Source organism: Mycobacterium sp., assembly GCF_965230835.1.
In the GTDB taxonomy this organism is placed as follows: Bacteria; Actinomycetota; Actinomycetes; order Mycobacteriales; family Mycobacteriaceae; genus Mycobacterium.
This window is the reverse complement of sequence record NZ_CBDDLW010000002.1, coordinates 2,527,347-2,550,223: the sequence shown is the minus strand read 5'-3', so window position 1 is coordinate 2,550,223 and position 22,877 is coordinate 2,527,347. Positions and strand designations below refer to the sequence as shown.

Sequence of the window (22,877 nt, the reverse complement as noted above, 5' to 3'; positions counted from 1 at the left end):
CGCACCGCGGTGAGCATGCCGGCCACGCTACGGTTTGAGAATGAGCGCACCATACGAGTCGGTCGCCATCGAGACCAAAGACCAGGTTGCGCAGGTGACGCTGATCGGCCCCGGCAAGGGCAACGCTATGGGGCCGGCCTTCTGGTCAGAGATGCCGGAGGTGTTCGCAACGCTGGATGCCGATCGCGATGTAAGAGCCATCGTGATCACCGGATCGGGCAAGAACTTCAGCTACGGCTTGGACGTGCCGGCGATGGGCGGAACATTCGCACCGCTGATGGCCGACGGTGCGTTGGCCCGCCCCCGCACTGACTTCCATGCCGAAGTGCTGAGGATGCAGAAGGCCATCAACGCCGTCGCCGACTGCCGCACCCCCACCATCGCGTCGGTGCACGGTTGGTGCATTGGCGGTGGCGTCGACCTGATCTCCGCGGTTGACATTCGCTACGCCAGCGCCGACGCCAAGTTCTCAATCCGCGAAGTCAAACTGGCGATTGTCGCCGACATGGGCAGCCTGGCCCGCCTTCCGCTGATTCTCAGCGATGGACACCTGCGGGAATTGGCGTTGACCGGCCGAGACATCGACGCGGCACGCGCCGAGAAAATCGGTCTGGTCAACGAGGCGTACGACGACGCTCAACAAACGCTGGCAGCCGCCCATGCGACCGCAGCCGAGATTGCCGCCAACCCGCCGCTGACCGTCTACGGCGTCAAAGACGTTCTTGACCAGCAACGCGCTTCCGCCATCTCAGAGAACCTGCGCTACGTCGCCGCCTGGAACGCGGCGTTTCTTCCGTCCAAAGACCTGACCGAAGGCATTTCGGCAACGTTCGCCAAGCGCCCGCCTCAGTTCACCGGCGAGTAGCGGCTACTCGAGGCGGCTCGCTTCGACGCTGAACCGCAACGCGACCGCGAGCAGCACCGTAGCTGCCGCCAACCCAGCAAATTCGAGCAGCCCCACCGCAACTCCGGCGCCATGTCGGGTGTCGAGTATGTGGCTAAGTGTGTGGAGCGCCCAGTGCGCGGTCGCGTAAGCCAGCGCCGGCACTCGCCACGACGACCACCGCAGCGCGGCCAGCAGCAGCAGACCAAGTGGCAATTCGAACGATGCGTTGTCGAAGATGTAATGGTTGTTGCGGGGGCCGAACTCGCCGAGGGTGTTAAAGAAGACGCCCGGCGACACCAACATGAACACCGCCAGGGCGACGGAGTAGACACCGAAGACAATCAGGACCGTATCGACATAGCGGGCACGTTTGGACATGGCACACGCTACGAGCTAGTCGTTGAAATGAGGTTTGCTCTGCACTTCAGGACGATTCGGAAGCAGCCGGGGCGACGACTTCACGCGACCCCATGTCGAGCCGGAAGGGCGGGTAGTCGTCACGCATCAGCGAGACGTACACGCGTACCCGGATAGCCCAGCGGTTGATTCCGATCACGAAGTCGTACAAACCCTTCGGATAGTGCGCGGTGAACAGCAGGGCCACCACCGCGATCAACAGCAGGACACAGATGAGCGGCGGCGGTCCGTAACCTCCCATCCAGTGTTCGTCGGCGGCACTCGACTCATGCACACTTCGAGCCACACGTCCTACCCCGCCATAGAAGACGATGAGCACCAGGTAGTGCGGGATGGCCAACAGCCACCACTTGACCAGCACTAGACCCCGATGCAGATGTTCGGGGTAGTCGACCTCCAAGTCCGCTGGATACTCAGGGTTCGGTTGCAAGCTGAACGGTGGATACTTGTCGGTCCCCAATGCATAAAGGGCGTAGAACATCACCCTCCAACGCCACCGCATAACTCCGACATTGAAGTCGAACAGCGCGCGTGGGTACTTGCCGGTGAACAGAATCGCGAAGAACGCAATCACCGTCACCACAAAATAGGCGATATGCAAGAACAGCAGGACGATGTAGTGAGGTATCGCAAGGAACCACTTGAACAACCACTGCCAGCGCGACAGTGCCGGGTCAAGATCACCACGAACCCGGACCGTGGACGAGGTTGCTGCCGGTTGCATGATGCACGCTCCTTTCGGGCGTTACGGCTCGATCGATGAGCCGTCACTCCCCCAATTGTCCTGCATTCGGCCAGCCGAACGCAGCGTTTCCGACACCGCGAGCACTAGCGTGTCGACGCAGACGTTGCCCGCCGGTCCCTAACGTCACCGATGTGGCGACCACGAGCCGTGCCGGCGACAATAGGCAGAGCAATGATGTGGGGGGACCACCCACCTGCGGGGAGAATGACACAACGTGACACCAGACGGCAGAATCCGCGTCCCGACCGACTTAGACGCGGTAACCGCGATCGGCGAAGAAGACCACTCCGGAATCGATAGCGCGGCTGTCGACCGAATCTGGCGGGCCGCCCGGTACTGGTACCAGGCTGGTATGCACCCGGCGATCCAGTTGTGCATCCGGCATCGCGGGCGGGTCGTGCTCAACCGCGCAATCGGCCACAGCTGGGGCAACGCCCCGACGGACGACCCCGACGCCGAGAAGATCCCGGTTACCACAAACACGCCCTTCTGCGTGTATTCGGCAGCCAAAGCGATCAGCGCGACCGTCGTGCACATGCTTGTCGAGCGAGGGCATTTCGCCCTCGACGACCGTGTCTGCCAGTACATACCCAGCTATACCAGCCATGGAAAACACCGCACCACAATCCGACATGTGCTCACCCACAGCGCAGGCGTGCCATTTCCCACCGGACCCCGGCCGGACGTCAAGCGCGCGGACGATCACGCGTACGCGCAACAAATGCTCGGCGGCCTTAGACCGCTCTACCGGCCGGGATTGGTGCACATTTATCACGCACTAACCTGGGGTCCGCTGATACGCGAAATCGTCTACGCGGCCACCGGCAAGGACATTCGCGACATTCTCGCCGCCGAGATCCTCGACCCGCTGGGCTTCCGATGGACCAACTACGGCGTCGCCAAGCAAGACGTTAGTTTGGTCGCGCCTAGTCACGCCACCGGAAGGCCGCTGCCGCCGGTGGTCGCGACGATTTTCCGCAAGGCGATCAGCGGAACCGTGCACGAGGTCATTCCCTATACGAACAAGCCGCTATTCCTCACCACCGTGGTCCCATCGTCGAACACCGTCTCGACCGCATACGAGCTGTCCCGTTTCGCAGAACTCCTGCGCCGCGGCGGCGAACTCGACGGAGTAAAAGTGCTGAGCCAAGAAACGCTAAGCGGCGCCGTGCGCGAATCCCGCCGTCTCCGGCCGGATTTCGCGACTGGGCTGGTTCCGCTTCGCTGGGGCACCGGTTACATGCTCGGGTCCACCAAGTACGGGCCGTTCGGGCGCGACGCACCAGCGGCGTTCGGCCATCTCGGTCTGGTCAACATCGCAGTCTGGGCCGATCCACAGCGCGCCCTGTCGGCGGGTCTGGTCAGCAGCGGCAAGCCCGGCAGAGATCCCTTCGCGCGGCGCCACAGCGCGCTGATGGACACCATCACCGCCGCAATCCCAGCTGGGTGAAACGGCCATGGCACCGCTAAGCGCGCCGCGGTGGCGGAGGGATTTGAACCCCCGGACGGTTTTAGCCGTCTCTCGCTTTCAAGGCGAGTGCATTAGGCCGCTCTGCCACGCCACCGCTGATAAGAGTAGCGGGGCCGCAGCTGTCGCCCAGCCGCTGGTTTGCGGCTGATAGTAGCGTGCCAGCTATGCACGCCATCGTCGCCGAATCAGCCGATCAACTGTCCTGGCAAGAAGTGCCTGATGTCTGCGCCGGGCCGGGCGAAGTCCTCATCAAAGTCACTGCAGCCGGGGTCAACCGCGCAGACGTGCTGCAGGCCGCCGGCAAATACCCGCCGCCGCCAGGAGCCAGCGACATCATCGGCATGGAGGTGGCCGGAGTGATCTGCGACGTCGGCTCCGATGTCACCGGATGGTCTGCCGGGCAGGAAGTCTGCGCATTACTAGCCGGTGGCGGGTACGCCGAGTATGTCGCGGTTCCGGCCGGCCAGGTACTGCGGATTCCAGCAACGGTCGATCTCGTCGACGCCGCCGGAATACCCGAAGTGGCCTGCACGGTTTGGTCCAATCTGGCGCTGACCGCCAACTTGAGCGCGGGCCAACAACTCCTGCTGCATGGCGGGGCCAGCGGCGTAGGAAGCCACGCGATTCAGGTAGCGCGCGCCCTGGGCGCACGAGTTGCAGTCACCGCCGGATCGCCGGAAAAGCTGGATCTGTGTCGCTCGTTGGGCGCGCAGCTCGCTATCTCCTATCGGGACGAGGATTTTGTCGCACGGCTGAAGAAGGAGACCGGCGGCTCAGGCGCTGATGTGATCCTCGACATCATGGGTGCCGCCTATTTGGACCGCAACATCGACGCGCTGGCCATCGACGGGCAGCTGATCGTTATCGGTATGCAGGGCGGGGTCAAAGGCGAACTCAACCTGGGCAAACTGCTCACCAAACGAGCACGGGTGATCGGCACAACGCTGCGCGCGCGCCCAACGAGCGGCCCCAACAGCAAGAGCGCCATCGTCGAGGCGGTGGCGACATCGGTATGGCCGATGATCAGTGATGGTCGGGTCCGACCGGTCATCGGCGCACGCCTGCCCATTCAGCAGGCGGCGAAAGCACATCAGCTGATGCTGTCAGGCACGGCGTTCGGAAAGATCCTGCTCACGCTCCCTGACGCGTGATACTGCTCAGGGATCTGCCCTGACATCAACCCAGCGATGCGAGGGCACGCAACAGTTGGTCAACCTCGGCCATCGTCGAGTAGTGCGCCAGCCCGACGGTAACGGCGCCACCGACGTCGTTAACACCCATGACATCGAGCACATGTGAATTGGTGTCGGCAATCGCAAGGATGCCGTTGTCAGCCAACCGCTGGACCACCCGCTCGGCTGGCACCGTGTGGAGCGCGAAGCTGACCACCGGTATACGCGCCTCTGGACGGCCGATCAGCATCATCAACGGCAGCGCCCGCAACGACCGCATCAGATATTCGAAGATTCGGTTCAGGTAGGTAGAAACAGATTGCATGGACCAGGACAAACGCTCGCGTCTGGTTCCGCGGGCCGATTCGTCGAGCGCTGCGAGGTACTCAATACTGGCCACAACTCCGGCCAGCAGACCGAACTGGTGCAGGCCAACCTCCAGTCGCGTCGGGCCGCTAGCACGGGGATCCGGCGACACCGAGCCGAAAGAGTCCAACAGCGCCGGGTCGCGAAAAACCAGCGCCCCGATCGGCGGACCACCCCACGCGTGAGCATTCACCGCCACCACGTCCGCCTCAGTTTCTCTGACGTCGAACAACTGGTAAGGCGCCGCTGCGGAATGGTCGACCACCACCAGGCCACCCACGTCGTGGACCAGCTTGACTATCGACCGCAGGTCGGTAACCGCGCCCAAGGCACCGGACGCGGAGGTGACCGCGACCAACCGGGTTGACTTCCCGATCAGACTCTCCCACTGCCACGCCGGCAGCTCGCCAGTCTCGATGTCGACCTCGGCCCACTTGACCCTGGCGCCGTTGCGGCGCGCCGCTCGCAGCCACGGGGAGATATTCGCCGCGTCGTCAAGGCGGCTGACAACGACCTCGTATCCCAGGCCGGCACGCGAGGACGATGCTTCGGCGAGCGCTGACAGCAGGACCGCACGATCAGCACCCAATACCACGCAGCGCGGATCGGCATTGAGCAGATCAGCAACCGCGTCACGAGCCGCGTCCAACACCGCCGCGCTGCGCAACGCCGACGGGTGAGCACCCACCGTGCTGGAGCCGGACCTGCGGAAAGCCGTCGAAACCGTCGTCGCGACGGAATCGGGAATCAGCATCCCGGCGGGCGCGTCGAAGTGCACCCACCCGTCACCCAGCGACGGATGCAGGCCGCGCACCCGGGCGACGTCATATACCATGCCAGCCACCTTAAAGCTTTCGCCGGATTCCCAAATTTGTGACGTCAGCGGCTGCCCCGAACTGTTCCAGACGCGCGGGTCCCGCCGGGGGTCGAGGGCCAGGCCACCCGGCCAGCAATACTAGCCGAGTGGGGCTGTTGTTTGGAACGCTGATCGCATTGGTGTTCCTGATCGCTCCAGGGGCGATTATCGCGCGGATCGCCCAGGCGAGCTGGCCGGTCGCCGTCGCGGTCGGCCCGCCCTTGACGTACGGTGTCGCAGCCCTGGCAGTCATTCCCTACGGCGCGCTCGGGATACCGTGGAACGGCTGGACGGCGCTTGCCGCCCTGGCCGGTGTGGGTGCGCTGACGATAGTTCTCCAGGTATCGCTCGCTCGCGATCGCCGCGCCACACAGCCTCCGTGGACGATCGGTCGCTGGCCGGGGGCCGTCGTCGCGGCAGGAGGAGTACTGGGCGCCCTGCTGATCGGCTGGGCGGCCTACCGGGGCATCGGCCAACAGTGGCAATCCATCCCTAGCACCTGGGACTCGGTCTGGCACGCCAACACGGTGCGATTCATCCTCGAAACCGGGCAGGCCTCGTCGACCCATATGGGTGAGCTTCGCAACGTCGAAACCCACGCATCGCTGTACTACCCGTCGGTGTTCCACAGCCTCGTCGCGGTGTTCTGCCAACTGACCGGCGCGGCCCCCACAACCGGCTACACCCTCAGTGCGGTCGCGGCATCGGTCTGGCTGTTCCCCACCAGCGCGGCCGTTCTCACTTGGCAGGTGCTGCGCACCCGCGCCAGCTCAGCCTCCCCAGCCGGCTCGGCATCGTCGACCGCTACAACCCCCCTGTCGGTTTCCTCAGGCGAATGGCTGGCAGCCGGTGCCGCAGCCACCGCAGCGGCATTGTCCGCGTCATTCACCGCAGTGCCGTACGTCGAATTCGGCACCGCAGCGGTACCCAACCTGGTGGCGTACGGGATCTCGGTGCCGACGATGGCCTTGATCACCACGACATTGCGTCATCGCTACCAGATCCCACTGGCTGTGCTGGCGCTCGTCGGCGTCTTCTCAGTGCATCTAACCGGCGGACTCGTCGTGATCTTGTTCCTACTGGCATGGTGGCTGCTCGAAGCCCTGCGGCATCCGGTGCGCAGCAGGGCAGCCGACGCCGTGAGCCTGGCCGCCGTCGTCGTGCCGGCCGGACTGATCCTCGCACCTCAGTTCATGGGCGTGCTGCGACAAGCCAACATTATCGCCGGGCACGCATTCCCCAGCTTAAAGAGCACGAAACAAGACGTCATCGATGCCATCTTTCAGCACACCCGCCACCTCAACGACTTTCCGACTCAGTACGCCCTCGTCGCACTTGCGACCATCGGGATGGGGATTCTGCTGCACAAGAAGGTCTGGTGGCTGCCGGCGCTCTGGCTCTGGCTCATCGTGGCTATCGTCTACTCGGAAGCTCCATTTACCGGGCCGGTCGGCCGTTCGATCGAACAGTTCACCCAGTTCTTCTACAACGATCCCCGCAGGTTGTCGGCCGTGGCTACGATGCTGCTGGCGCCAATGGCGGGCATCGGGTTGTTCGCCGCAGCCGTGGTGCTGGTGGCGTGGGTCGCCCGCCTGACAAACCATTTGAAGCCTTTGTCCAGGCCTGTCTGGGTCACCGCCACGGCCGTGTTGCTGGTGGTTGCCACCGCGCTAACTGCACGGCACTACTTGTGGCGGCACCTGGTCTTGTTCGGCGACAAATACGACTCGGTAATGATCGACCAGAAAGACCTCGACGCCATGGCTTATCTGGCGACCCTGCCCGACGCGCGCAACACCTTGATCGGCAACGCCAACACCGACGGCACCGCGTGGATGTACGCGATAGCGGGCTTACGCCCGCTATGGACCCACTACGACTACCCGATGCAGCAGGGGCCCGGCTACCACCGGTTCATCTTTTGGGCCTACGCCCGCAAAGGTGACGCCGACCCGCAGGTCGTCGAGGCTGTCCGGCTCCTCAATATCCGCTATATCCTGACCAGCGTCCCGACGGTGCAGGGGTTTGCCGTTCCCGACGGGCTAGTCTCACTGGAGAATTCGCCGTCATGGGCGAAGATCTACGACAATGGCGAGGCCCGGATCTACGAATGGCGCGGCACTGGTGCAGCGAGACGCTCCTAGAGCGCGCGGACGAGGATGGTGACTGGATTGACTAGCGGCAGCGACGATCGAGACATGGAAGGCGTCGAGGTCATCGGCGGTGTCGATCCGCGACTCATGGCGCCACCCGAGGACGACTCAGATGATCACTCCCTGACCGACCTGGTCGAACAGCCGGCCAAGGTGATGCGGATCGGCACCATGATCAAGCAGCTGCTCGAGGAAGTCCGCGCCGCACCGCTCGACGAAGCCAGCCGCAATCGGCTGCGCGATATCCACGCGACCAGTATCCGCGAGCTTGAAGACGGTCTGGCACCGGAACTGCGCGAAGAGCTCGACCGGCTGACCCTGCCGTTCAATGAAGACGCCGCGCCCTCGGATGCCGAGTTGCGAATCGCCCAAGCGCAGCTTGTCGGCTGGCTGGAGGGGCTGTTCCACGGCATCCAAACCGCGTTGTTCGCCCAGCAGATGGCCGCCCGCGCGCAATTGGAGCAGATGCGCCAGGGCGCGCTGCCGCCGGGGATCAGCAAACCGAGCCACCACGGTCCCGGTACCGGACAATACTTATAGCCGGCTATGACCAGTCCACACACTCCCCATATCGAGACCCGCGACGCGTGGGTGGAGTTCCCCATCTTCGACGCCAAATCACGTTCCCTGAAGAAAGCTTTCCTGGGCAAAGCGGGCGGCACGATCGGGCGCAACGATTCAAATGTTGTCGTCATTGAAGCGCTTCGGGACATCACCATGTCGCTGAGCCTGGGCGACCGAGTCGGCCTCGTCGGTCACAATGGCGCCGGCAAATCAACTCTGCTGCGGCTACTTTCGGGCATCTACGAACCGACTCGTGGTTATGCGAAGGTCGCCGGCAGGGTGGCTCCGGTCTTCGATCTGGGCATCGGCATGGATCCCGAAATCTCCGGTTACGAGAACATCATCATCCGCGGTCTGTTCCTCGGGCAGACGCGTAAGCAAATGACGGCCAAAGTGGACGAGATCGCCGAGTTCACCGAGTTGGGCGACTACCTGTCTATGCCGCTGCGCACCTATTCCACCGGGATGCGAGTTCGGCTGGCGATGGGGGTTGTCACCAGCATCGATCCCGAAATCCTCCTGCTCGATGAAGGAATCGGCGCCGTGGACGCCGAATTCATGAAAAAGGCCCAGTCGCGGCTACAGAGCCTGGTAGAACGGTCCGGAATCCTGGTCTTTGCAAGCCACTCCAACGAGTTCCTGGCCCGCCTATGCAAGACTGCGATGTGGATCGATCACGGTGTCATCAAGCTCACCGGCGGTATCGAAGACGTGGTGCGTGCCTACGAAGGCGAGGATGCCGCCCGGCACGTGCGCGACGTAATGGCCGAGGCCCGCAACGCCAACAAGCCTCTGGCACAATGAGTTCCCGGGGATGAGTGAATCCGTCTACGCTGTCGTGGTCACCCACCGACGCCCGGACCAGCTGGCCACTTCGCTAAGGATGCTGACCACCCAGACTCGGCTACCGGATCACCTGATAGTGGTCGACAACGACGGCGCGACAGATGGCGGAGTCGGTGAGCTTGTTACCGGCCAACCGATCCCCACCACCTACCTCGCATCACGCCGAAACCTAGGCGGCGCAGGGGGTTTCGCGCTCGGTATGTTGCACGCTCTGTCCCACGGCGCCGATTGGGTTTGGCTGGCCGACGACGACGGTCGGCCCCAGGACGCCGATGTGCTGGCAACGCTACTGGCCTGCGCTGAGCAGTACGCCCTGGCCGAGGTGTCACCAATGGTGTGCAACGCCGACGACCCGCAGAGATTGGCGTTCCCGTTGCGGCGCGGCCTGGTATGGCGCAGGCACACGAGCGAGTTGCGCACCGAGGCAGGGCAGAACCTGCTCCGCGGGATCGCATCGCTGTTCAACGGCGCGCTTTTCCGGGCTTCGACGTTGCAGGCCGTCGGCGTCCCCGACCTACGGTTGTTCATTCGTGGTGACGAGGTCGAGTTGCATCGCCGGCTAGTTCGGTCGGGCCTACCATTCGGAACCTGTCTCGACGCGGTCTATCTGCATCCCTGCGGCTCCGACGAATTCCGGCCCATCCTGTCCGGCCGCATGCACACTCAGTATCCCGAAGACCCCGCCAAAAGGTTCTTCACCTATCGCAACCGCGGCTATCTGCTGTCGCAGCCCGGCCTGCGCAGGCTGCTGGTCCAAGAGTGGCTGCGGTTCGGCTGGTTCTTCGTGGTTACCCGCCGCGACCCCAAGGGCTTGCTCGAGTGGTTCAGGTTGCGCCGCATGGGGCGTCGCGAGAAGTTCGGCATGCCAGATGAGGAAAGGGCCTCATGACGTTTATCGACGCGGCCGAACAGTCGCGCACGTTTGCCCGCGCCCGGCGCGACCTAGTCGACGGCTTCGCTCGCCATGAACTGTGGCTGCACCTGGGCTGGCAGGACATCAAGCAGCGGTACCGGCGCTCGGTGCTCGGGCCGTTCTGGATCACCATCGCGACGGGAACCTCCGCTGTCGCGATGGGCGGGTTGTATTCCAAGTTGTTCCGCCTCGAACTGTCGCAACATCTCCCCTACGTCACATTGGGGTTGATTGTCTGGAATCTGATCAATGCCGCCATCTTGGACGGAGCAGAGGTCTTCGTCTCAAATGAAGGCCTGATCAAACAGTTGCCAGCACCATTGAGCGTGCATGTTTACCGCCTGGTATGGCGGCAGATCATCATCTTCGCCCACAACATCGTGATCTATATCGTCATCGCGATCATCTTTCCCAAGTCGTGGTCATTGGCCGATCTGTCGGTTGTTCCCGCCCTTACACTGATCTTCCTCAATTGTGTTTGGGTGTCACTGTGTTTCGGCATCCTGTCGACGCGCTATCGCGATATTGGTCCGCTGCTCGTTGCGGTGGTTCAGTTGTTGTTCTTCATGACGCCCATCATCTGGAACGACGACACCCTGCGACGGCAGGGCGCCGGCCAATGGTCGAAGATCGTCGAGCTAAACCCGTTGCTGCACTACCTTGATATCGTGCGGGCGCCCCTGCTGGGCGCCCATCAGGAGCTCCGACACTGGGCGGTCGTGCTGGCATTGACCGCCGTGGGTTGGGCGCTCGCCGCCTTCGCGATGCGCCAGTACCGCGCTCGGGTGCCGTATTGGGTGTAGCCCGCCGAAGGCTTGACCTGCCCGTTGGGCCGCACCAAAGTGAGTCCTGTGAACGAACTGCTCGACGAGGTGCTTGAGGCCCACGGCGGGCTCCAACGATGGCAGGCAGCGCAGACCATCCACGCGCGGGTACGCACGGACGGGCTGTTACTCCGAACCCGGGTTCCGGGAAATCGCTTCGCCGACTACAACCTCACCGTGCAGGTTCGCGAAGCCCGCGCAGTCTTCGATCCTTTCCCGCGAGACGGTGAGCAAGGGGTCTTCGACGCAGGGGCAGCAAGGATCGAAGGTCGCGACGGCGAGGTCCTTAGCTCGCGCGCCGACCCACGGCCCGCATTCTTCGGCCGCTCGGGCCTGCGCCGCAACCTGCGTTGGGATCCGTTGTATTCTGTCTACTTCGCCGGGTACGCGATGTGGAACTACCTTACGATTCCGTACCTGTTGACTCGCGAAAACGTCGAGATCTTCCAAGGCCCCAGCTGGCAACATGCCGGCGAGACATGGCGGCGCTTGGACGTGAGCTTCCCACCGGGCATCCCCACGCACTCGCCCCGCCAGAGCTTCTACTTCGATGCCGTTGGCCGGTTGCGCCGCCACGACTACGTCGCCGAGGTAGTCGGTCGTTGGGCGCGAGCCGCTCACTTGTGCACCGACCACGTTCACGCTGGCGGGCTCCTGTTCGCGACTCGCCGGCAGGTCCGGCCACGGGGCCCCGGCAACCACCCATTGCCTGCCCCAACACTGGTTTCGCTGCGACTCACCGACCTGCAGGTAACGACCGAGTAGAACGATCGGCGCCCCAACCACGCAGTTCGGGAGTCCAGTCGAGCCGATTCTGCTCCCGAAGTCGACGGCACACCAACCGCCACACGTTTCGCCGGATCGCCGGATCGCCGGATCGCCGAGCAATCGACGGCTAGCGCTCCCTTCTTCGTCAGCAGGTCACGGCGCGTCGCTGGCGTCCCACGACACTGTGCCCGATACCCAGTGAGTGATCTGCTGTGGCTGATCGTTGCGATGGAGGTGCCTTGGCGGTTGGGCGAACGTGGCGTAGGGGCGACACCTAACGACGACTCTGTCCTCTGCAGCAGCCATGGCTGCGACAGTTGAACGTGCCGCCGCGGGTAGCGGTTGTCCTGACATGCGACCGGCGACGGCCATCATGACGTCGATTACCAGCTCACGATCGTTTTCGAGAGTTGCGTCGGCGTACACCTGCAGATAGGCGAAGGGCCAGCGTTCATCGAGGACGCACAGGCTGACTTTCCCGTCACGCTGAACCACACGCGCCTTGCCGCGCCCAGCCATCGTCGACACCAGTAGCTCGTCATTGTCGGTTGGTATGTAGTAGACGATCGACATCGCGGGTCCGTCGTGGGGTCGGCGGTAGCCGTAGATGCATGTGCGGTGAGTGCGCACGAATTCGCGCCGCTCCGAGGGGAGCATGTCGCGGTCGGTGGGAGCGGTGAATGGCTCCGAGGCGAGCGGAAGCAACATCGTGGTCTCCTTTACGGCTGGCGACCCCTACTTATATTGGATACAGTGTTGCCGTTATCTATAGTTGGTGTCAACCACGGCCATACTTACTCAATGACTCCGGCACGCTCTCGTGGCGGCGATGAGCCCGATGCGCGGCGCACGCCAGGTCGTCCGGCAATTCCGTTGAATCGAATCGTCGCGACGGCGCTGCAGATCGTGGACGAGGAAGGCGTCGCAGCCTTGTCGATGCGACGACTTGCCCAACGCCTAGATTCCGGTACCGCCACCTTGTATCGCCACTTCCCTAACCGAGCGGCATTGATCAGCCACATCATCGATCACATATTCGGTGTCATCGACCTGGACACCAATGAACTCAACGCGACCGATTGGCGGCAGGCATGCCAGACAGCCGCCCAGGCGATGTTTGACGCCTTGAGCCGGCACCAAAACGCGGCACCACTACTCGTTGGACAGGTCCCAATCGGCCCCAACGCAATGGCTCTCCGTGAACGCGTCATCGCCCGTCTACTGGCCAGCGGACTACAGCCTGCGCTAGCCGCACGCGCCTACGCGACGCTAGCCCACTACGTATTGGGCTTTGCGATGCAACTCCGCAGTCACACTGCCGAAGTCCCACTTGACGACGCGCAGCTCTACGCCGTCTTTCGCGACGTAGACCCTTCGGCCTTTCCCGCTACCGCGGCGGTCGCCGACACACTGCCAGTCCCGCTGGCCGACGAATTCACGTTCGGCCTGAAACTGATTCTCGATGGTCTTGACCAATTGCGCGACCCGTAACGGCCGCACGTACCGCGGCTTCGCCGACCGATCGGGTAGGCGCTTCGATAACTGGCCGCAAACGCTTTTCGAATATCGATGACGGCTGCCTGTTCGTGGTGTAACACTGAATCGCTACCAATCCAATGGGGCGATTGGCAAACGACAACCCATAACGGCAACAAAGCACATGGGGCGTCGGCGACACCGCAGTCGCAGACGCGCCGCGGAAGGGTCGGCGGACGTGACCGAGGAACTCTCATCAAATGGGCTGGCAGCAGCGGCGCGCGATAATCTCGCCGCTGAGCTGGCACGGCTGAACCAGCGCCGCGAGCGGCTAGAGGCCGAGGTCAAAAACGACCGCGGCATGGTCGGCGATCATGGCGACGCAGCCGAGGCAATCCAACGTGCCGACGAACTTGCCGTCCTTGGCGACCGCATCAATGAACTCAACCGACGGCTGCAAGGCGAGCCCACACATTCTGGGCAACTAAACGGACCAGAGACGCTGCCCGGCGGTACCGAGGTGACGCTGCGGTTTCCCGACGGTGAAGTGGTCACCATGCACGTAATCTCCATCGTGGAGGAAACTCCAGCCGGTCACGAAGCCGAGACCTTGACCGCTCGAAGCCCACTCGGGCAGGCTCTGGCCGGCCGCGAACCGGGTGACACCGTCACCTACTCCACACCGCAGGGACAAAGTCAGGTCGAGCTCATCGCGGTGAAGCTACCCATGTAGCCGAATCCACACCCAGCGTCGGGACGTTAGGGACATCAACCGGCCCCGCTAGACTTTGCCCGATGGCCCACCCAAAATCCGAGGCCGCTCCGCCACGCCCGCACCTCCAGCTGACCACGCAGGTTACACGTTTTGTCCTGACCGGCGGGCTGGCGGGAATAGTCGACTTCAGCCTCTACCTCGCGCTTTACACAGTGGTGGGCATACAAGTCGACCTCTCGAAAGCCATCAGCTTCATCGTCGGCACCATCACCGCCTACGTGATCAACCGCCGATGGACATTTCAGGCGTCACCGAGCACCACCCGGTTCATTGCGGTCATGGTTCTATACGCGGTGACCTTCGCAGTGCAGGTCGGCCTCAATCATCTATGCCTTGCGCTGCTGGACTACCGAGGGTGGGCGATCCCGGTCGCGTTCGTCGTCGCGCAGGGCACCGCCACGGTAATCAACTTCATCGTGCAGCGAACGGTGATCTTTCGGATCCGCTGAGCCGGGCCGGCTCACATTGGATTCTGCAGCCAAGCGGTACCCTCTTTGTCGATGTCGAGCACTGACCTACCCACTACCCGCACCCGGCTGACCGGGTGGGGCCGCACCGCGCCGTCGGTAGCAGAGGTGCTCAGCACCCCAGACCCCGAGCTGATCGTCAAGGCGGTCGTTCGAGTCGCCGATTCCGGCGGCGTGCCAAACGGGCGCGGAATCATCGCCCGCGGGCTCGGACGCTCCTATGGGGACAACGCACAAAACGGTGGTGGGCTGGTGATCGACATGGCCCCGGTGAACACCATCCACTCCATCAGCGCCGACACCAAACTCGCTGACGTCGACGCTGGGGTCAACCTCGATCAATTGATGAAGGCGGCACTGCCGTTCGGGCTGTGGGTTCCAGTGCTGCCAGGGACACGACAAGTCACCATCGGTGGCGCCATCGCCTGCGATATCCACGGCAAGAACCATCACAGCGCGGGCAGCTTCGGCAACCACGTGCGCAGCATGGACCTACTGACCGCCAGCGGCGAGATACGTCAACTCACCCCAACCGGTGAAGACTCCGAATTGTTTTGGGCGACGATCGGCGGCAACGGCCTAACCGGCATCATTCTGCGCGCCACCATCGCGATGACACCTACCGAGACGGCGTACTTCATCGCCGACGGCGACGTCACCGCCAGCCTTGAGGAAACCATCGCACTGCACAGCGACGGTAGCGAAGCCAGCTACGCCTACTCCAGCGCCTGGTTCGACGCGATCAGCGCAGCACCGAAACTGGGCCGTGCAGCGGTATCGCGCGGCAGCCTGGCAACCGTCGAACAGTTGCCTGCAAAACTGCGCTCTGATCCGCTGAAGTTCGATGCGCCACAGCTGCTGACACTGCCCGACATTTTTCCCAACGGGCTGGCCAACAAGTACACCTTCGGACCAATTGGCGAACTCTGGTACCGCAAATCCGGGCGCTACCGAGGCAAGATCCAGAACCTGACCCAGTTCTACCACCCGTTGGACATGTTCGGCGAATGGAATCGCGCCTACGGCCCGGCAGGCTTCCTGCAGTACCAATTCGTAGTTCCCACCGAGGCCGTCGACGAGTTCAAGCGGATTATCAGCGATATCCAAGCGAGCGGCCACTACTCGTTTCTCAACGTTTTCAAGTTGTTCGGCCCCGGTAACCAGGCGCCACTGAGTTTCCCCATCCCCGGCTGGAACATCTGCGTCGACTTCCCCATCAAAGCCGGGCTCAACGAATTTGTCGGCGAACTTGATCGTCGGGTCGTCAAATTTGGCGGCCGGCTCTACACCGCAAAAGACTCTCGGACCACCGCTGAAACCTTTCACGCCATGTATCCACGCATCGACGAGTGGATCGCGGTGCGCCGCAAGGCCGATCCCTTGCAGGTGTTCGCCTCGGACATGGCCCGACGCTTGGAGCTGCTGTAAATGGTGCTCGACGCTGTAGGCAACCCTCAGACCGTGCTGCTGCTCGGCGGCACCTCAGAGATAGGGCTGGCAATCTGCGAGCGCTACCTGAGTAATGCCCCCGCACGTATCGTTCTGGCCGCCATGCCCAACGACCCGGGCCGCGACGCCGCCGTGGCGCAGCTCAAGACCGCGGGCGCGCCGTCGGTGGAACTGATCGATTTCGACGCGGTCGATACCGACAGCCACCCCGAAGTGATTGAACAGGCTTTCTCCAACGGCGATGTCGACGTCGCCATTGTCGCGTTCGGTTTACTCGGTGATCCCGAAGAACTGTGGCAGAACCAGCGCAAAGCGGTTCATATCGCCAAAATCAACTACACCGCAGCGGTGTCAATCGGAGTGCTACTTGGGGAGAAGATGCGCGCTCAGGGCTTCGGCCAGATCATCGCCATGAGCTCGGCCGCCGGTGAGCGGGTACGCCGGACGAATTTCGTCTACGGCTCCACCAAAGCTGGTTTGGACGGGTTCTACTTGGGATTATCAGAGGCATTGCGCGAGTTCGGAGTTCGCGTTCTGGTGATTCGCCCCGGCCAGGTGCGCACCCGAATGAGCTCGCATCTCAAGGAAGCTCCGCTGACCGTCGACAAAGAGTACGTTGCCAACCTCGCGGTCACCGCGTCCGCAAAGGGTAAGGAACTAGTTTGGGCGCCAGCAGCATTCCGCTATGTGATGATGGTGTTGCGCCACATCCCGCGGAGCATCTTCCGCAAGCTGCCAATCTGACGATGCGTAGCGTCCTGGCCAGCTTCGGCCAAATGGCTCTGGCCGCCTGCGTTGCCATCCTGGTCGCGGTGCCAACGCTGATCGCCATCGCTACTGTCGATTGGCCCGCCTTCCCTTCCTCCAACCAGCTGCACGCTCTGACCACTGTCGGCCAGGTCGGCTGCCTGGCCGGACTGGCGGCCGCTGGTTGGATATGGCGGCGCGGGGAAGCAAATTCACGCTCTGGCTACCGGCGGTTGGCCCGGCTCGGCGGGTTGGTGTCCGTTTCCGCGTTCACCGTGGTGACGCTGGGCATGCCGTTGGGCGCAACCAAGCTGTACCTCTTCGGCATCTCCGTCGACCAGCAATTCCGTACCGAGTACCTGACCCGCCTTGCCGACAGCGCCGCCCTGCAAGACATGACCTACGTCGGGTTGCCGCCGTTCTACCCGCCAGGCTGGTTTTGGATCGGCGGGCGGATTGCCGCACTGACCGGCACACCTGGCTGGGAAATCTTCAAACCGTGGGCCATTACCTCGATCGCTGTCGCGGCCGCGATAGCGCTGGTGCTGTGGTGGCGGCTGGTCCGCTTCGAGTACTCGCTGCTGCTTACTATCGCGACCACGGCGGTAACGCTGGCCTACAGCTCGCCCGAGCCTTACGCGGCGATGCTCACCGTGCTGCTGCCACCGATGCTGATCCTGACGTGGTCTGGGTTGCGTAGCCGCGGGTGGGAGAACCTATCTTCCTGCGTGGACCACGCCGGCGCTGCACAGCACGTCACCCACGACGCTCCGTCGAGATCCGGTTGGGCCGCGGTGATCGGTGCCGGGGTCTTCCTCGGCTTTGCGGCCACCTGGTACACGCTGTTGCTTGCCTACACCGCGTTCACCGTGGTGCTTATGGCTCTGGTGCTGGCCGCGTCACGCTGGCTGAAACGTGATCGTTACGGAATGAAGGCGGTCGCCGATCCGCTGTTCCGGGTGGCCGTTATCGCCGTGATCGCCGGAGCTATCGCGGCGACCACCTGGCTGCCCTACTTATTACGCGCAACCCACAGCCCGACCAGCGATAGCGGCAGTGCTCAGCACTATCTGCCCGCCGACGGCGCAGAACTGACTTTCCCAATGCTGCAGTTCTCCCTGCTCGGATCGCTTTGCATGCTGGGCACCCTATGGCTAGTGCTGCGAGCTCGCTCGTCGGTCCGGGCCGGTGCCCTGGCCATCGGCGTGCTAGCCGTCTATCTGTGGTCCCTGCTGTCGATGCTGACCACACTGGCCCGCACGACACTGCTGTCGTTCCGGCTACAACCCACGCTGACCGTGTTGCTCGTTACCGCAGGGGTGTTCGGCTTCGTTGAGGCCGCACTCGCGCTGCGCAGCCGAGGCTGGGGCCAAGGTGTCGTCCCAGTGGCCGCCGCAATCGGACTAGCCGGAGCGATCGCTTTCAGCCAAGACATTCCAGACGTGTTGCGGCCCGACCTCACTATTGCCTACACCGACACCGACGGGCACGGCCAGCGCGGTGACCAGCGACCACCTGGCTCGGAAAAGTACTACTCTGCAATCGACGCCGCTATCCGGCGCATCACCGGCAAACCACGCGACCAGACCGTAGTGCTGACCGCCGACTACAGCTTTCTGTCCTACTACCCTTACTGGGGCTTTCAGGTTTTGACTTCTCACTACGCGAACCCGCTGGCCCAGTTCGATAAACGCGCCGAACGGATCGAAGGCTGGTCGAAGCTCACAACGTCTGACGAGTTCGTCCGCGCGCTCGACCGGCTCCCCTGGCCGCCGCCGACAGTCTTCCTCATGCGCCGCGGCCCTGGCTCTGGGCTGGCCACCACCTATACACTGCGGCTGGCAAAAGACGTGTACCCCAACCAACCCAATGTCCGCCGCTACACCGTAGACCTACGCAAGACACTGTTCGCCGGCTCGCACTTCACCGTCGACCGGATCGGTCCGTTCATACTGGCCATCCGCAAACCGGCAGATAAACCCTGATGGCTACCAAGACCGCATCGCATCGCAACCAGCAACTACCATCTACGTCCGTGAGCGACGCGCCCGCAAATTACCGGATCGCTCGGCGCGTCGCCATCGTCGCGGGTCTGCTGGGAGCGCTGATGGCGATCGCGACCCCCCTGCTACCGGTCAAGCAGACCACCGCCCAACTGAACTGGCCGCAAAATGGCACATTCAGCAGCGTCGAGGCACCACTGATCGGCTACGTGGCCACCGAGCTGAATATCACCGTCCCCTGCCAGGCCGCCGCCGGCCTTGCCGGACCAGAGAACAAAGCGAAAACCGTCCTGTTGTCGACGGTCCCCAAGCAGGCCCCGAAGGCTGTCGATCGCGGCCTACTCATCCTGCGCGCCAACGGCGACCTGGTACTCGTGGTACGCAATGTTCCGGTGGTCACCGCCCCGTTGAGCCAGGTACTCAGCCCATCGTGCAAACGCTTGACCTTTACCGCGCACGCCGACGAGGTCACCGCCGAGTTCGTCGGGCTTACCCAAGGACCTAAGGCCGAGCATCCCGGCGAACCGCTGCGCGGCAGACGCGGCGGTTACGATTTCCGGCCACAGATTGTCGGCGTGTTCACTGATCTGGCCGGGCCGACCCCACCGGGCCTGAGTTTTTCGGCGACCGTCGACACCCGGTACAGCAGCACTCCCACCATGCTGAAGATGGTCGCGATGGTCCTGGGCCTGCTGCTCACCGGCGCCGCCCTGATCGCGTTGCACCTCCTTGACACCGCCGACGGCACCCGGCACCGACGATTCCTACCTGCGCGTTGGTGGTCGATCGGCGGTCTAGATGCCCTGGTCATCACCGTTCTGGTGTGGTGGCATTTCGTCGGCGCCAACACATCCGATGACGGCTACATACTCACCATGGCGCGAGTATCCGAGCACGCCGGATATATGGCCAACTATTACCGCTGGTTCGGTACCCCTGAAGCCCCGTTCGGCTGGTACTACGATTTGCTAGCGCTGTGGGCACACGTCAGCACCGCCAGTATTTGGATGCGACTGCCGACCCTGGCGATGGCGCTGATCTGTTGGTGGCTGATCAGCCGCGAGGTCATACCGCGGCTGGGCCATGCGGTAAAAACTAGCCGCGCCGCGGCTTGGACGGCCGCCGGAATGTTCCTGGCCGTCTGGCTGCCACTCAACAACGGCCTGCGTCCCGAGCCGATCATTGCCCTGGGCATCTTGCTGACGTGGTGTTCGGTGGAACGCGCGGTAGCCACCAGCCGGCTGCTGCCAGTGGCGATCGCCTGCATTATCGGAGCGCTGACATTGTTCTCCGGGCCCACCGGCATCGCGTCCATCGGCGCATTGCTGGTCGCAATCGGACCGCTGCGAACCATCCTGCACCGGCGCTACAAACAGTTCGGCGCACTACCGCTGCTGGCGGCGGTAACCGTCACCGCGATCCTGATTTTCCGCGACCAGACCCTGGCCGGCGAGACCCAGGCCAGTTTTCTTAAGCAAGCCGTCGGGCCCAGTCTGAAGTGGTTCGACGAGCACACCCGGTACGAGCGGTTGTTCATGGCCACCCCGGACGGATCGATCGCCCGCCGCTTCGCGTTGCTGGCGTTGATCCTCGCGCTAGCGGTGTCGGTGGCAATGTCGTTGCGCAAAGGCCGAATCCCCGGCACTGCCGCCGGCCCCAGCCGGCGCATCATAGGCATCACCATCATCTCTTTTCTCGCAATGATGTTCACGCCCACCAAGTGGACGCATCACTTCGGTGTGTTCGCGGGCCTCGCCGGTTCGCTGGGAGCCTTGGCCGCTGTGGCTGTCACCGGCGCGGCGATGCGTTCGCGGCGCAATCGCACGGTGTTCGCCGCTGTGGTGCTGTTCTTGATGGCACTGTCATTCGCCAGCGTGAACGGCTGGTGGTATGTGTCTAATTTCGGTGTGCCCTGGTCGAATTCATTCCCCACCTGGCGATTCGGCTTCGCCACGATATTGCTCGGACTCACCGTGTTGACGCTGGGGCTGGCAGCGTGGTTCCACTTCGTCGCTACTGACGACGGGCCCCCGCGAACCCGGCTTGGAACACGACTAGCCGAAATCATTCAGTCGCCGTTGGCCATCGCAGCGTGGGCCCTCGTTCTTTTCGAGGTGATATCGCTGACTCAGGCGATGCTCGGCCAGTACCCAGCGTGGTCGGTGGGCCGGTCTAACCTGCAAGCCCTTGCCAGTCCAACGACCGGCAAGACCTGCGGACTCGCCCAGGACGTGCTCGTGGAACAGGATCCCAGCTCTGACATGCTGCCCCCGGCAACCGCTCCGGTAGCCGACGCGCTGGGCGCTGGACCGTCAGAAGGGTTTACGTCCAACGGCATCCCTGCCAATGTCTCTGCTGACCCGGTGATGGACCGTCCGCAAGACCGCAATTTCGTCGCCGACGACGACTCGACAACCGGCGAACCTGGAACCGAGGGCGGGACCACGGCCGCGCCGGGAATCAACGGCTCCCGTGCCCAGCTACCCTTCAACCTCGATCCGGCGCGGACACCGGTGCTTGGCAGTTGGCGACGGGGCGTTCAGGTGCCCGCGATACTACGGTCGGACTGGTATCGCTTGCCCCCTAAGGAACAGCGGAAAGACACTCCTCTGATGGTCGTGTCGGCGGCCGGCCGGTTCGACCCCCGCGAGATCAAATTGCAGTGGGCCACCGACCAGCAGGCGGCCGCTGGAAAACCCGGTGGATCACTAGAATTCGCTGATGTCGGTTCGATGCCGGCCTGGCGTAACCTGCGGGCGCCGCTGGCACGGATCCCGACCACCGCCACGCAGGTCCGCCTATTCGTTACCGACAACGACTTGGCACCGCAACACTGGATCGCGGTTACACCGCCCCGCCTTCCGCGGCTGCGCACCCTGCAGGAAGTGGTGGGCTCGGAAGATCCGGTGTTCTTGGACTGGCTGGTCGGCCTGGCATTCCCGTGCCAGCGCCCGTTCGGCCATCAAAACGGTGTCGATGAAACGCCGAAATGGCGTATCTTGCCGGACCGATTCGGCGCGGAGGCCAACTCCCCGGTGATGGACCACAACGGCGGCGGCCCGCTCGGTATCACCGAACTGCTGGTACGCGCCACGACCATGGCCAGCTACCTCAAGGACGACTGGTTCCGGGACTGGGGCTCGTTGCAGCGGTTAACCCCGTACTACCCCACCGCCACCCCGGCGCATCTGCAGTTGGGCACAGCGACTCGCAGTGGCCTATGGAACCCGGCACCGCTTCGACACTAGATTGACTGCGGCGGCTTCCCGCACCGATTCGTCGATGGCCCGAAACCTAACGCTGACCTGCTCAAACCGCATAGATGTCGCCTCCATCGCAGAGCGTGATGCGCGGCGTCCGCTAGCGAACAGCGACGCCTCAGTCCAGCACGGGGCCGTGACCTTTGATCGGCACACGAAAGGAGCCGCAGCAATGGACACCAGCCAATTACGCATTGTCGTCGACGACCTGACCGACGATGTGATCATCGACTTTCTACAAAGCCACATCGAAGAGATGCGTTCGGTGTCCCCACCGGAAAGCACACACGCACTCAATCTGGACGAGCTGCGCAAACCGGACGTGACGTTGTGGTCGGTCTACACCGGCGCGCAACTGATCGGATGCGGGGGCATCAAAAAAATCGATGCCGGCCACGGTGAGATCAAGTCGATGCGCACCGCGCCTACCCAGCAGGGAAACGGCGTCGGATCATTTCTGCTGCGCCACCTGATTGACCAGGCGACCCAGCGCGGCTATTCGCGGCTCAGCCTGGAGACCGGCTCGTATGAATTTTTCAGACCGGCGCGGGCCCTATACACCAAGCACGGATTCACCTACTGCGGCCCGTTCGGCGACTACCGGCTCGATCCCAACAGCGTTTTCATGACCAAGATTCTGCGGTGACGGGTTGGGAATCGTGCGACGGGACGGCACGCCACGCGATTGTCAGCACCAATAACTGAGCACTCTGGGAATT

21 protein-coding genes and 1 tRNA gene are annotated in these 22,877 nt (G+C 63.2%); 17 read left to right on the top strand and 5 right to left on the bottom strand.

Annotated elements, in window-relative coordinates; translation table 11 throughout:
- The first annotated feature begins 40 nt into the window (after window positions 1-40).
- Window positions 41-865: a crotonase/enoyl-CoA hydratase family protein gene (locus ACO07W_RS12060; protein ID WP_421843460.1), complete on the top strand. Its 825-nt coding sequence runs from the start codon at window positions 41-43 to the stop codon at window positions 863-865.
- 3 nt (window positions 866-868) lie between these two features.
- On the opposite strand, the gene ACO07W_RS12055 is transcribed toward ACO07W_RS12060, so the two are convergent.
- Complete coding sequence (locus ACO07W_RS12055; RefSeq protein WP_421843458.1) at window positions 869-1,264, bottom strand: hypothetical protein; 396 nt, start codon at window positions 1,262-1,264, stop codon at window positions 869-871.
- Between the two features lie 46 nt (window positions 1,265-1,310).
- Window positions 1,311-2,027 (bottom strand): DUF4389 domain-containing protein, encoded by a 717-nt coding sequence (locus tag ACO07W_RS12050; RefSeq protein ID WP_421843456.1) that lies wholly within the window; start codon window positions 2,025-2,027, stop codon window positions 1,311-1,313.
- A 235-nt stretch (window positions 2,028-2,262) separates the two neighbouring features.
- On the opposite strand from ACO07W_RS12050, the gene lipE reads away from it, so the two are divergent.
- The gene (gene lipE / locus ACO07W_RS12045) at window positions 2,263-3,498 is read left to right on the top strand and encodes a lipase LipE (protein WP_421843454.1); all 1,236 of its coding nucleotides are present in this window, start codon (window positions 2,263-2,265) and stop codon (window positions 3,496-3,498) included.
- A gap of 28 nt (window positions 3,499-3,526) precedes the next feature.
- Here lipE and ACO07W_RS12040 read toward each other — a convergent pair.
- Window positions 3,527-3,613 (bottom strand) — tRNA-Ser (locus ACO07W_RS12040).
- Between the two features lie 70 nt (window positions 3,614-3,683).
- Between ACO07W_RS12040 and ACO07W_RS12035 the strand changes: the two genes are divergently transcribed.
- On the top strand, window positions 3,684-4,670 hold the full coding sequence (locus ACO07W_RS12035; protein WP_421843452.1) for an NAD(P)H-quinone oxidoreductase: 987 nt from the start codon (window positions 3,684-3,686) through the stop codon (window positions 4,668-4,670).
- Window positions 4,671-4,695: 25 nt separating this feature from the next.
- Here the strand turns inward: ACO07W_RS12035 and ACO07W_RS12030 are convergent, their stop codons facing one another.
- Entirely contained in the window at window positions 4,696-5,892 is a 1,197-nt protein-coding gene (locus ACO07W_RS12030; RefSeq protein ID WP_421843450.1) for a cysteine desulfurase-like protein, read from the bottom strand.
- A 128-nt stretch (window positions 5,893-6,020) separates the two neighbouring features.
- On the opposite strand from ACO07W_RS12030, the gene ACO07W_RS12025 reads away from it, so the two are divergent.
- From ACO07W_RS12025 to ACO07W_RS12000, 6 genes are read left to right on the top strand one after another with little or no spacing between them, the layout of a single operon-like run.
- On the top strand, window positions 6,021-8,057 hold the full coding sequence (locus ACO07W_RS12025; protein ID WP_421843448.1) for a DUF6541 family protein: 2,037 nt from the start codon (window positions 6,021-6,023) through the stop codon (window positions 8,055-8,057).
- 15 nt (window positions 8,058-8,072) lie between these two features.
- Window positions 8,073-8,606: a bacterial proteasome activator family protein gene (locus tag ACO07W_RS12020; RefSeq protein WP_421843446.1), complete on the top strand. Its 534-nt coding sequence runs from the start codon at window positions 8,073-8,075 to the stop codon at window positions 8,604-8,606.
- A 6-nt stretch (window positions 8,607-8,612) separates the two neighbouring features.
- On the top strand, window positions 8,613-9,434 hold the full coding sequence (locus ACO07W_RS12015; RefSeq protein WP_421843444.1) for an ABC transporter ATP-binding protein: 822 nt from the start codon (window positions 8,613-8,615) through the stop codon (window positions 9,432-9,434).
- 10 nt (window positions 9,435-9,444) lie between these two features.
- Window positions 9,445-10,365 (top strand): glycosyltransferase, encoded by a 921-nt coding sequence (locus tag ACO07W_RS12010; RefSeq protein WP_421843442.1) that lies wholly within the window; start codon window positions 9,445-9,447, stop codon window positions 10,363-10,365.
- Window positions 10,362-11,192: an ABC transporter permease gene (locus ACO07W_RS12005; RefSeq protein ID WP_421843440.1), complete on the top strand. Its 831-nt coding sequence runs from the start codon at window positions 10,362-10,364 to the stop codon at window positions 11,190-11,192. The genes ACO07W_RS12010 and ACO07W_RS12005 overlap by 4 nt, the downstream gene beginning before the upstream one ends.
- Before the next feature lie 48 nt (window positions 11,193-11,240).
- The gene (locus tag ACO07W_RS12000; RefSeq protein WP_421843438.1) at window positions 11,241-11,978 is read left to right on the top strand and encodes a hypothetical protein; all 738 of its coding nucleotides are present in this window, start codon (window positions 11,241-11,243) and stop codon (window positions 11,976-11,978) included.
- 156 nt (window positions 11,979-12,134) lie between these two features.
- Here the strand turns inward: ACO07W_RS12000 and ACO07W_RS11995 are convergent, their stop codons facing one another.
- Window positions 12,135-12,689, bottom strand: a complete 555-nt coding sequence (locus ACO07W_RS11995) for a pyridoxamine 5'-phosphate oxidase family protein (RefSeq protein WP_421843436.1) — start codon at window positions 12,687-12,689, stop codon at window positions 12,135-12,137.
- A gap of 93 nt (window positions 12,690-12,782) precedes the next feature.
- Between ACO07W_RS11995 and ACO07W_RS11990 the strand changes: the two genes are divergently transcribed.
- From ACO07W_RS11990 to ACO07W_RS11955, 8 genes are all read left to right on the top strand, one after another.
- Window positions 12,783-13,472, top strand: coding sequence for a TetR/AcrR family transcriptional regulator (locus ACO07W_RS11990; protein WP_421843434.1), 690 nt, complete (start codon window positions 12,783-12,785; stop codon window positions 13,470-13,472).
- 223 nt (window positions 13,473-13,695) lie between these two features.
- On the top strand, window positions 13,696-14,190 hold the full coding sequence (locus ACO07W_RS11985) for a GreA/GreB family elongation factor (RefSeq protein WP_421843432.1): 495 nt from the start codon (window positions 13,696-13,698) through the stop codon (window positions 14,188-14,190).
- A 62-nt stretch (window positions 14,191-14,252) separates the two neighbouring features.
- Window positions 14,253-14,681, top strand: coding sequence for a GtrA family protein (locus tag ACO07W_RS11980; RefSeq protein WP_421843430.1), 429 nt, complete (start codon window positions 14,253-14,255; stop codon window positions 14,679-14,681).
- 51 nt (window positions 14,682-14,732) lie between these two features.
- On the top strand, window positions 14,733-16,127 hold the full coding sequence (locus ACO07W_RS11975) for an FAD-binding protein (protein WP_421843428.1): 1,395 nt from the start codon (window positions 14,733-14,735) through the stop codon (window positions 16,125-16,127).
- Complete coding sequence (locus tag ACO07W_RS11970) at window positions 16,128-16,892, top strand: decaprenylphospho-beta-D-erythro-pentofuranosid-2-ulose 2-reductase (RefSeq protein WP_421843426.1); 765 nt, start codon at window positions 16,128-16,130, stop codon at window positions 16,890-16,892. It abuts the gene before it with no gap.
- 2 nt (window positions 16,893-16,894) lie between these two features.
- Entirely contained in the window at window positions 16,895-18,880 is a 1,986-nt protein-coding gene (locus ACO07W_RS11965; RefSeq protein WP_421843424.1) for a galactan 5-O-arabinofuranosyltransferase, read from the top strand.
- Window positions 18,880-22,146, top strand: a complete 3,267-nt coding sequence (locus ACO07W_RS11960) for an arabinosyltransferase domain-containing protein (protein ID WP_421843422.1) — start codon at window positions 18,880-18,882, stop codon at window positions 22,144-22,146. The genes ACO07W_RS11965 and ACO07W_RS11960 overlap by 1 nt, the downstream gene beginning before the upstream one ends.
- 184 nt (window positions 22,147-22,330) lie before the next feature.
- Window positions 22,331-22,804 carry a GNAT family N-acetyltransferase gene (locus ACO07W_RS11955; protein ID WP_421843420.1) on the top strand — a complete coding sequence of 158 codons (474 nt, stop codon included), beginning with the start codon at window positions 22,331-22,333 and terminating at the stop codon, window positions 22,802-22,804.
- Window positions 22,805-22,877: the final 73 nt, after the last annotated feature.

Coding starts and splice junctions, on each gene's coding strand:
- ACO07W_RS12060 (WP_421843460.1), top strand. CDS start 41: ATGAGCGCACCATACGAGTCGGTCGCCATCGAGACCAAAGACCAGGTT.
- ACO07W_RS12055 (WP_421843458.1), bottom strand. CDS start 1,264: ATGTCCAAACGTGCCCGCTATGTCGATACGGTCCTGATTGTCTTCGGT.
- ACO07W_RS12050 (WP_421843456.1), bottom strand. CDS start 2,027: ATGCAACCGGCAGCAACCTCGTCCACGGTCCGGGTTCGTGGTGATCTT.
- ACO07W_RS12035 (WP_421843452.1), top strand. CDS start 3,684: ATGCACGCCATCGTCGCCGAATCAGCCGATCAACTGTCCTGGCAAGAA.
- ACO07W_RS12030 (WP_421843450.1), bottom strand. CDS start 5,892: ATGGTATATGACGTCGCCCGGGTGCGCGGCCTGCATCCGTCGCTGGGT.
- ACO07W_RS12020 (WP_421843446.1), top strand. CDS start 8,073: ATGGTGACTGGATTGACTAGCGGCAGCGACGATCGAGACATGGAAGGC.
- ACO07W_RS12015 (WP_421843444.1), top strand. CDS start 8,613: ATGACCAGTCCACACACTCCCCATATCGAGACCCGCGACGCGTGGGTG.
- ACO07W_RS12010 (WP_421843442.1), top strand. CDS start 9,445: ATGAGTGAATCCGTCTACGCTGTCGTGGTCACCCACCGACGCCCGGAC.
- ACO07W_RS12005 (WP_421843440.1), top strand. CDS start 10,362: ATGACGTTTATCGACGCGGCCGAACAGTCGCGCACGTTTGCCCGCGCC.
- ACO07W_RS11995 (WP_421843436.1), bottom strand. CDS start 12,689: ATGTTGCTTCCGCTCGCCTCGGAGCCATTCACCGCTCCCACCGACCGC.
- ACO07W_RS11990 (WP_421843434.1), top strand. CDS start 12,783: ATGACTCCGGCACGCTCTCGTGGCGGCGATGAGCCCGATGCGCGGCGC.
- ACO07W_RS11980 (WP_421843430.1), top strand. CDS start 14,253: ATGGCCCACCCAAAATCCGAGGCCGCTCCGCCACGCCCGCACCTCCAG.
- ACO07W_RS11975 (WP_421843428.1), top strand. CDS start 14,733: ATGTCGAGCACTGACCTACCCACTACCCGCACCCGGCTGACCGGGTGG.
- ACO07W_RS11970 (WP_421843426.1), top strand. CDS start 16,128: ATGGTGCTCGACGCTGTAGGCAACCCTCAGACCGTGCTGCTGCTCGGC.
- ACO07W_RS11965 (WP_421843424.1), top strand. CDS start 16,895: ATGCGTAGCGTCCTGGCCAGCTTCGGCCAAATGGCTCTGGCCGCCTGC.
- ACO07W_RS11960 (WP_421843422.1), top strand. CDS start 18,880: ATGGCTACCAAGACCGCATCGCATCGCAACCAGCAACTACCATCTACG.
- ACO07W_RS11955 (WP_421843420.1), top strand. CDS start 22,331: ATGGACACCAGCCAATTACGCATTGTCGTCGACGACCTGACCGACGAT.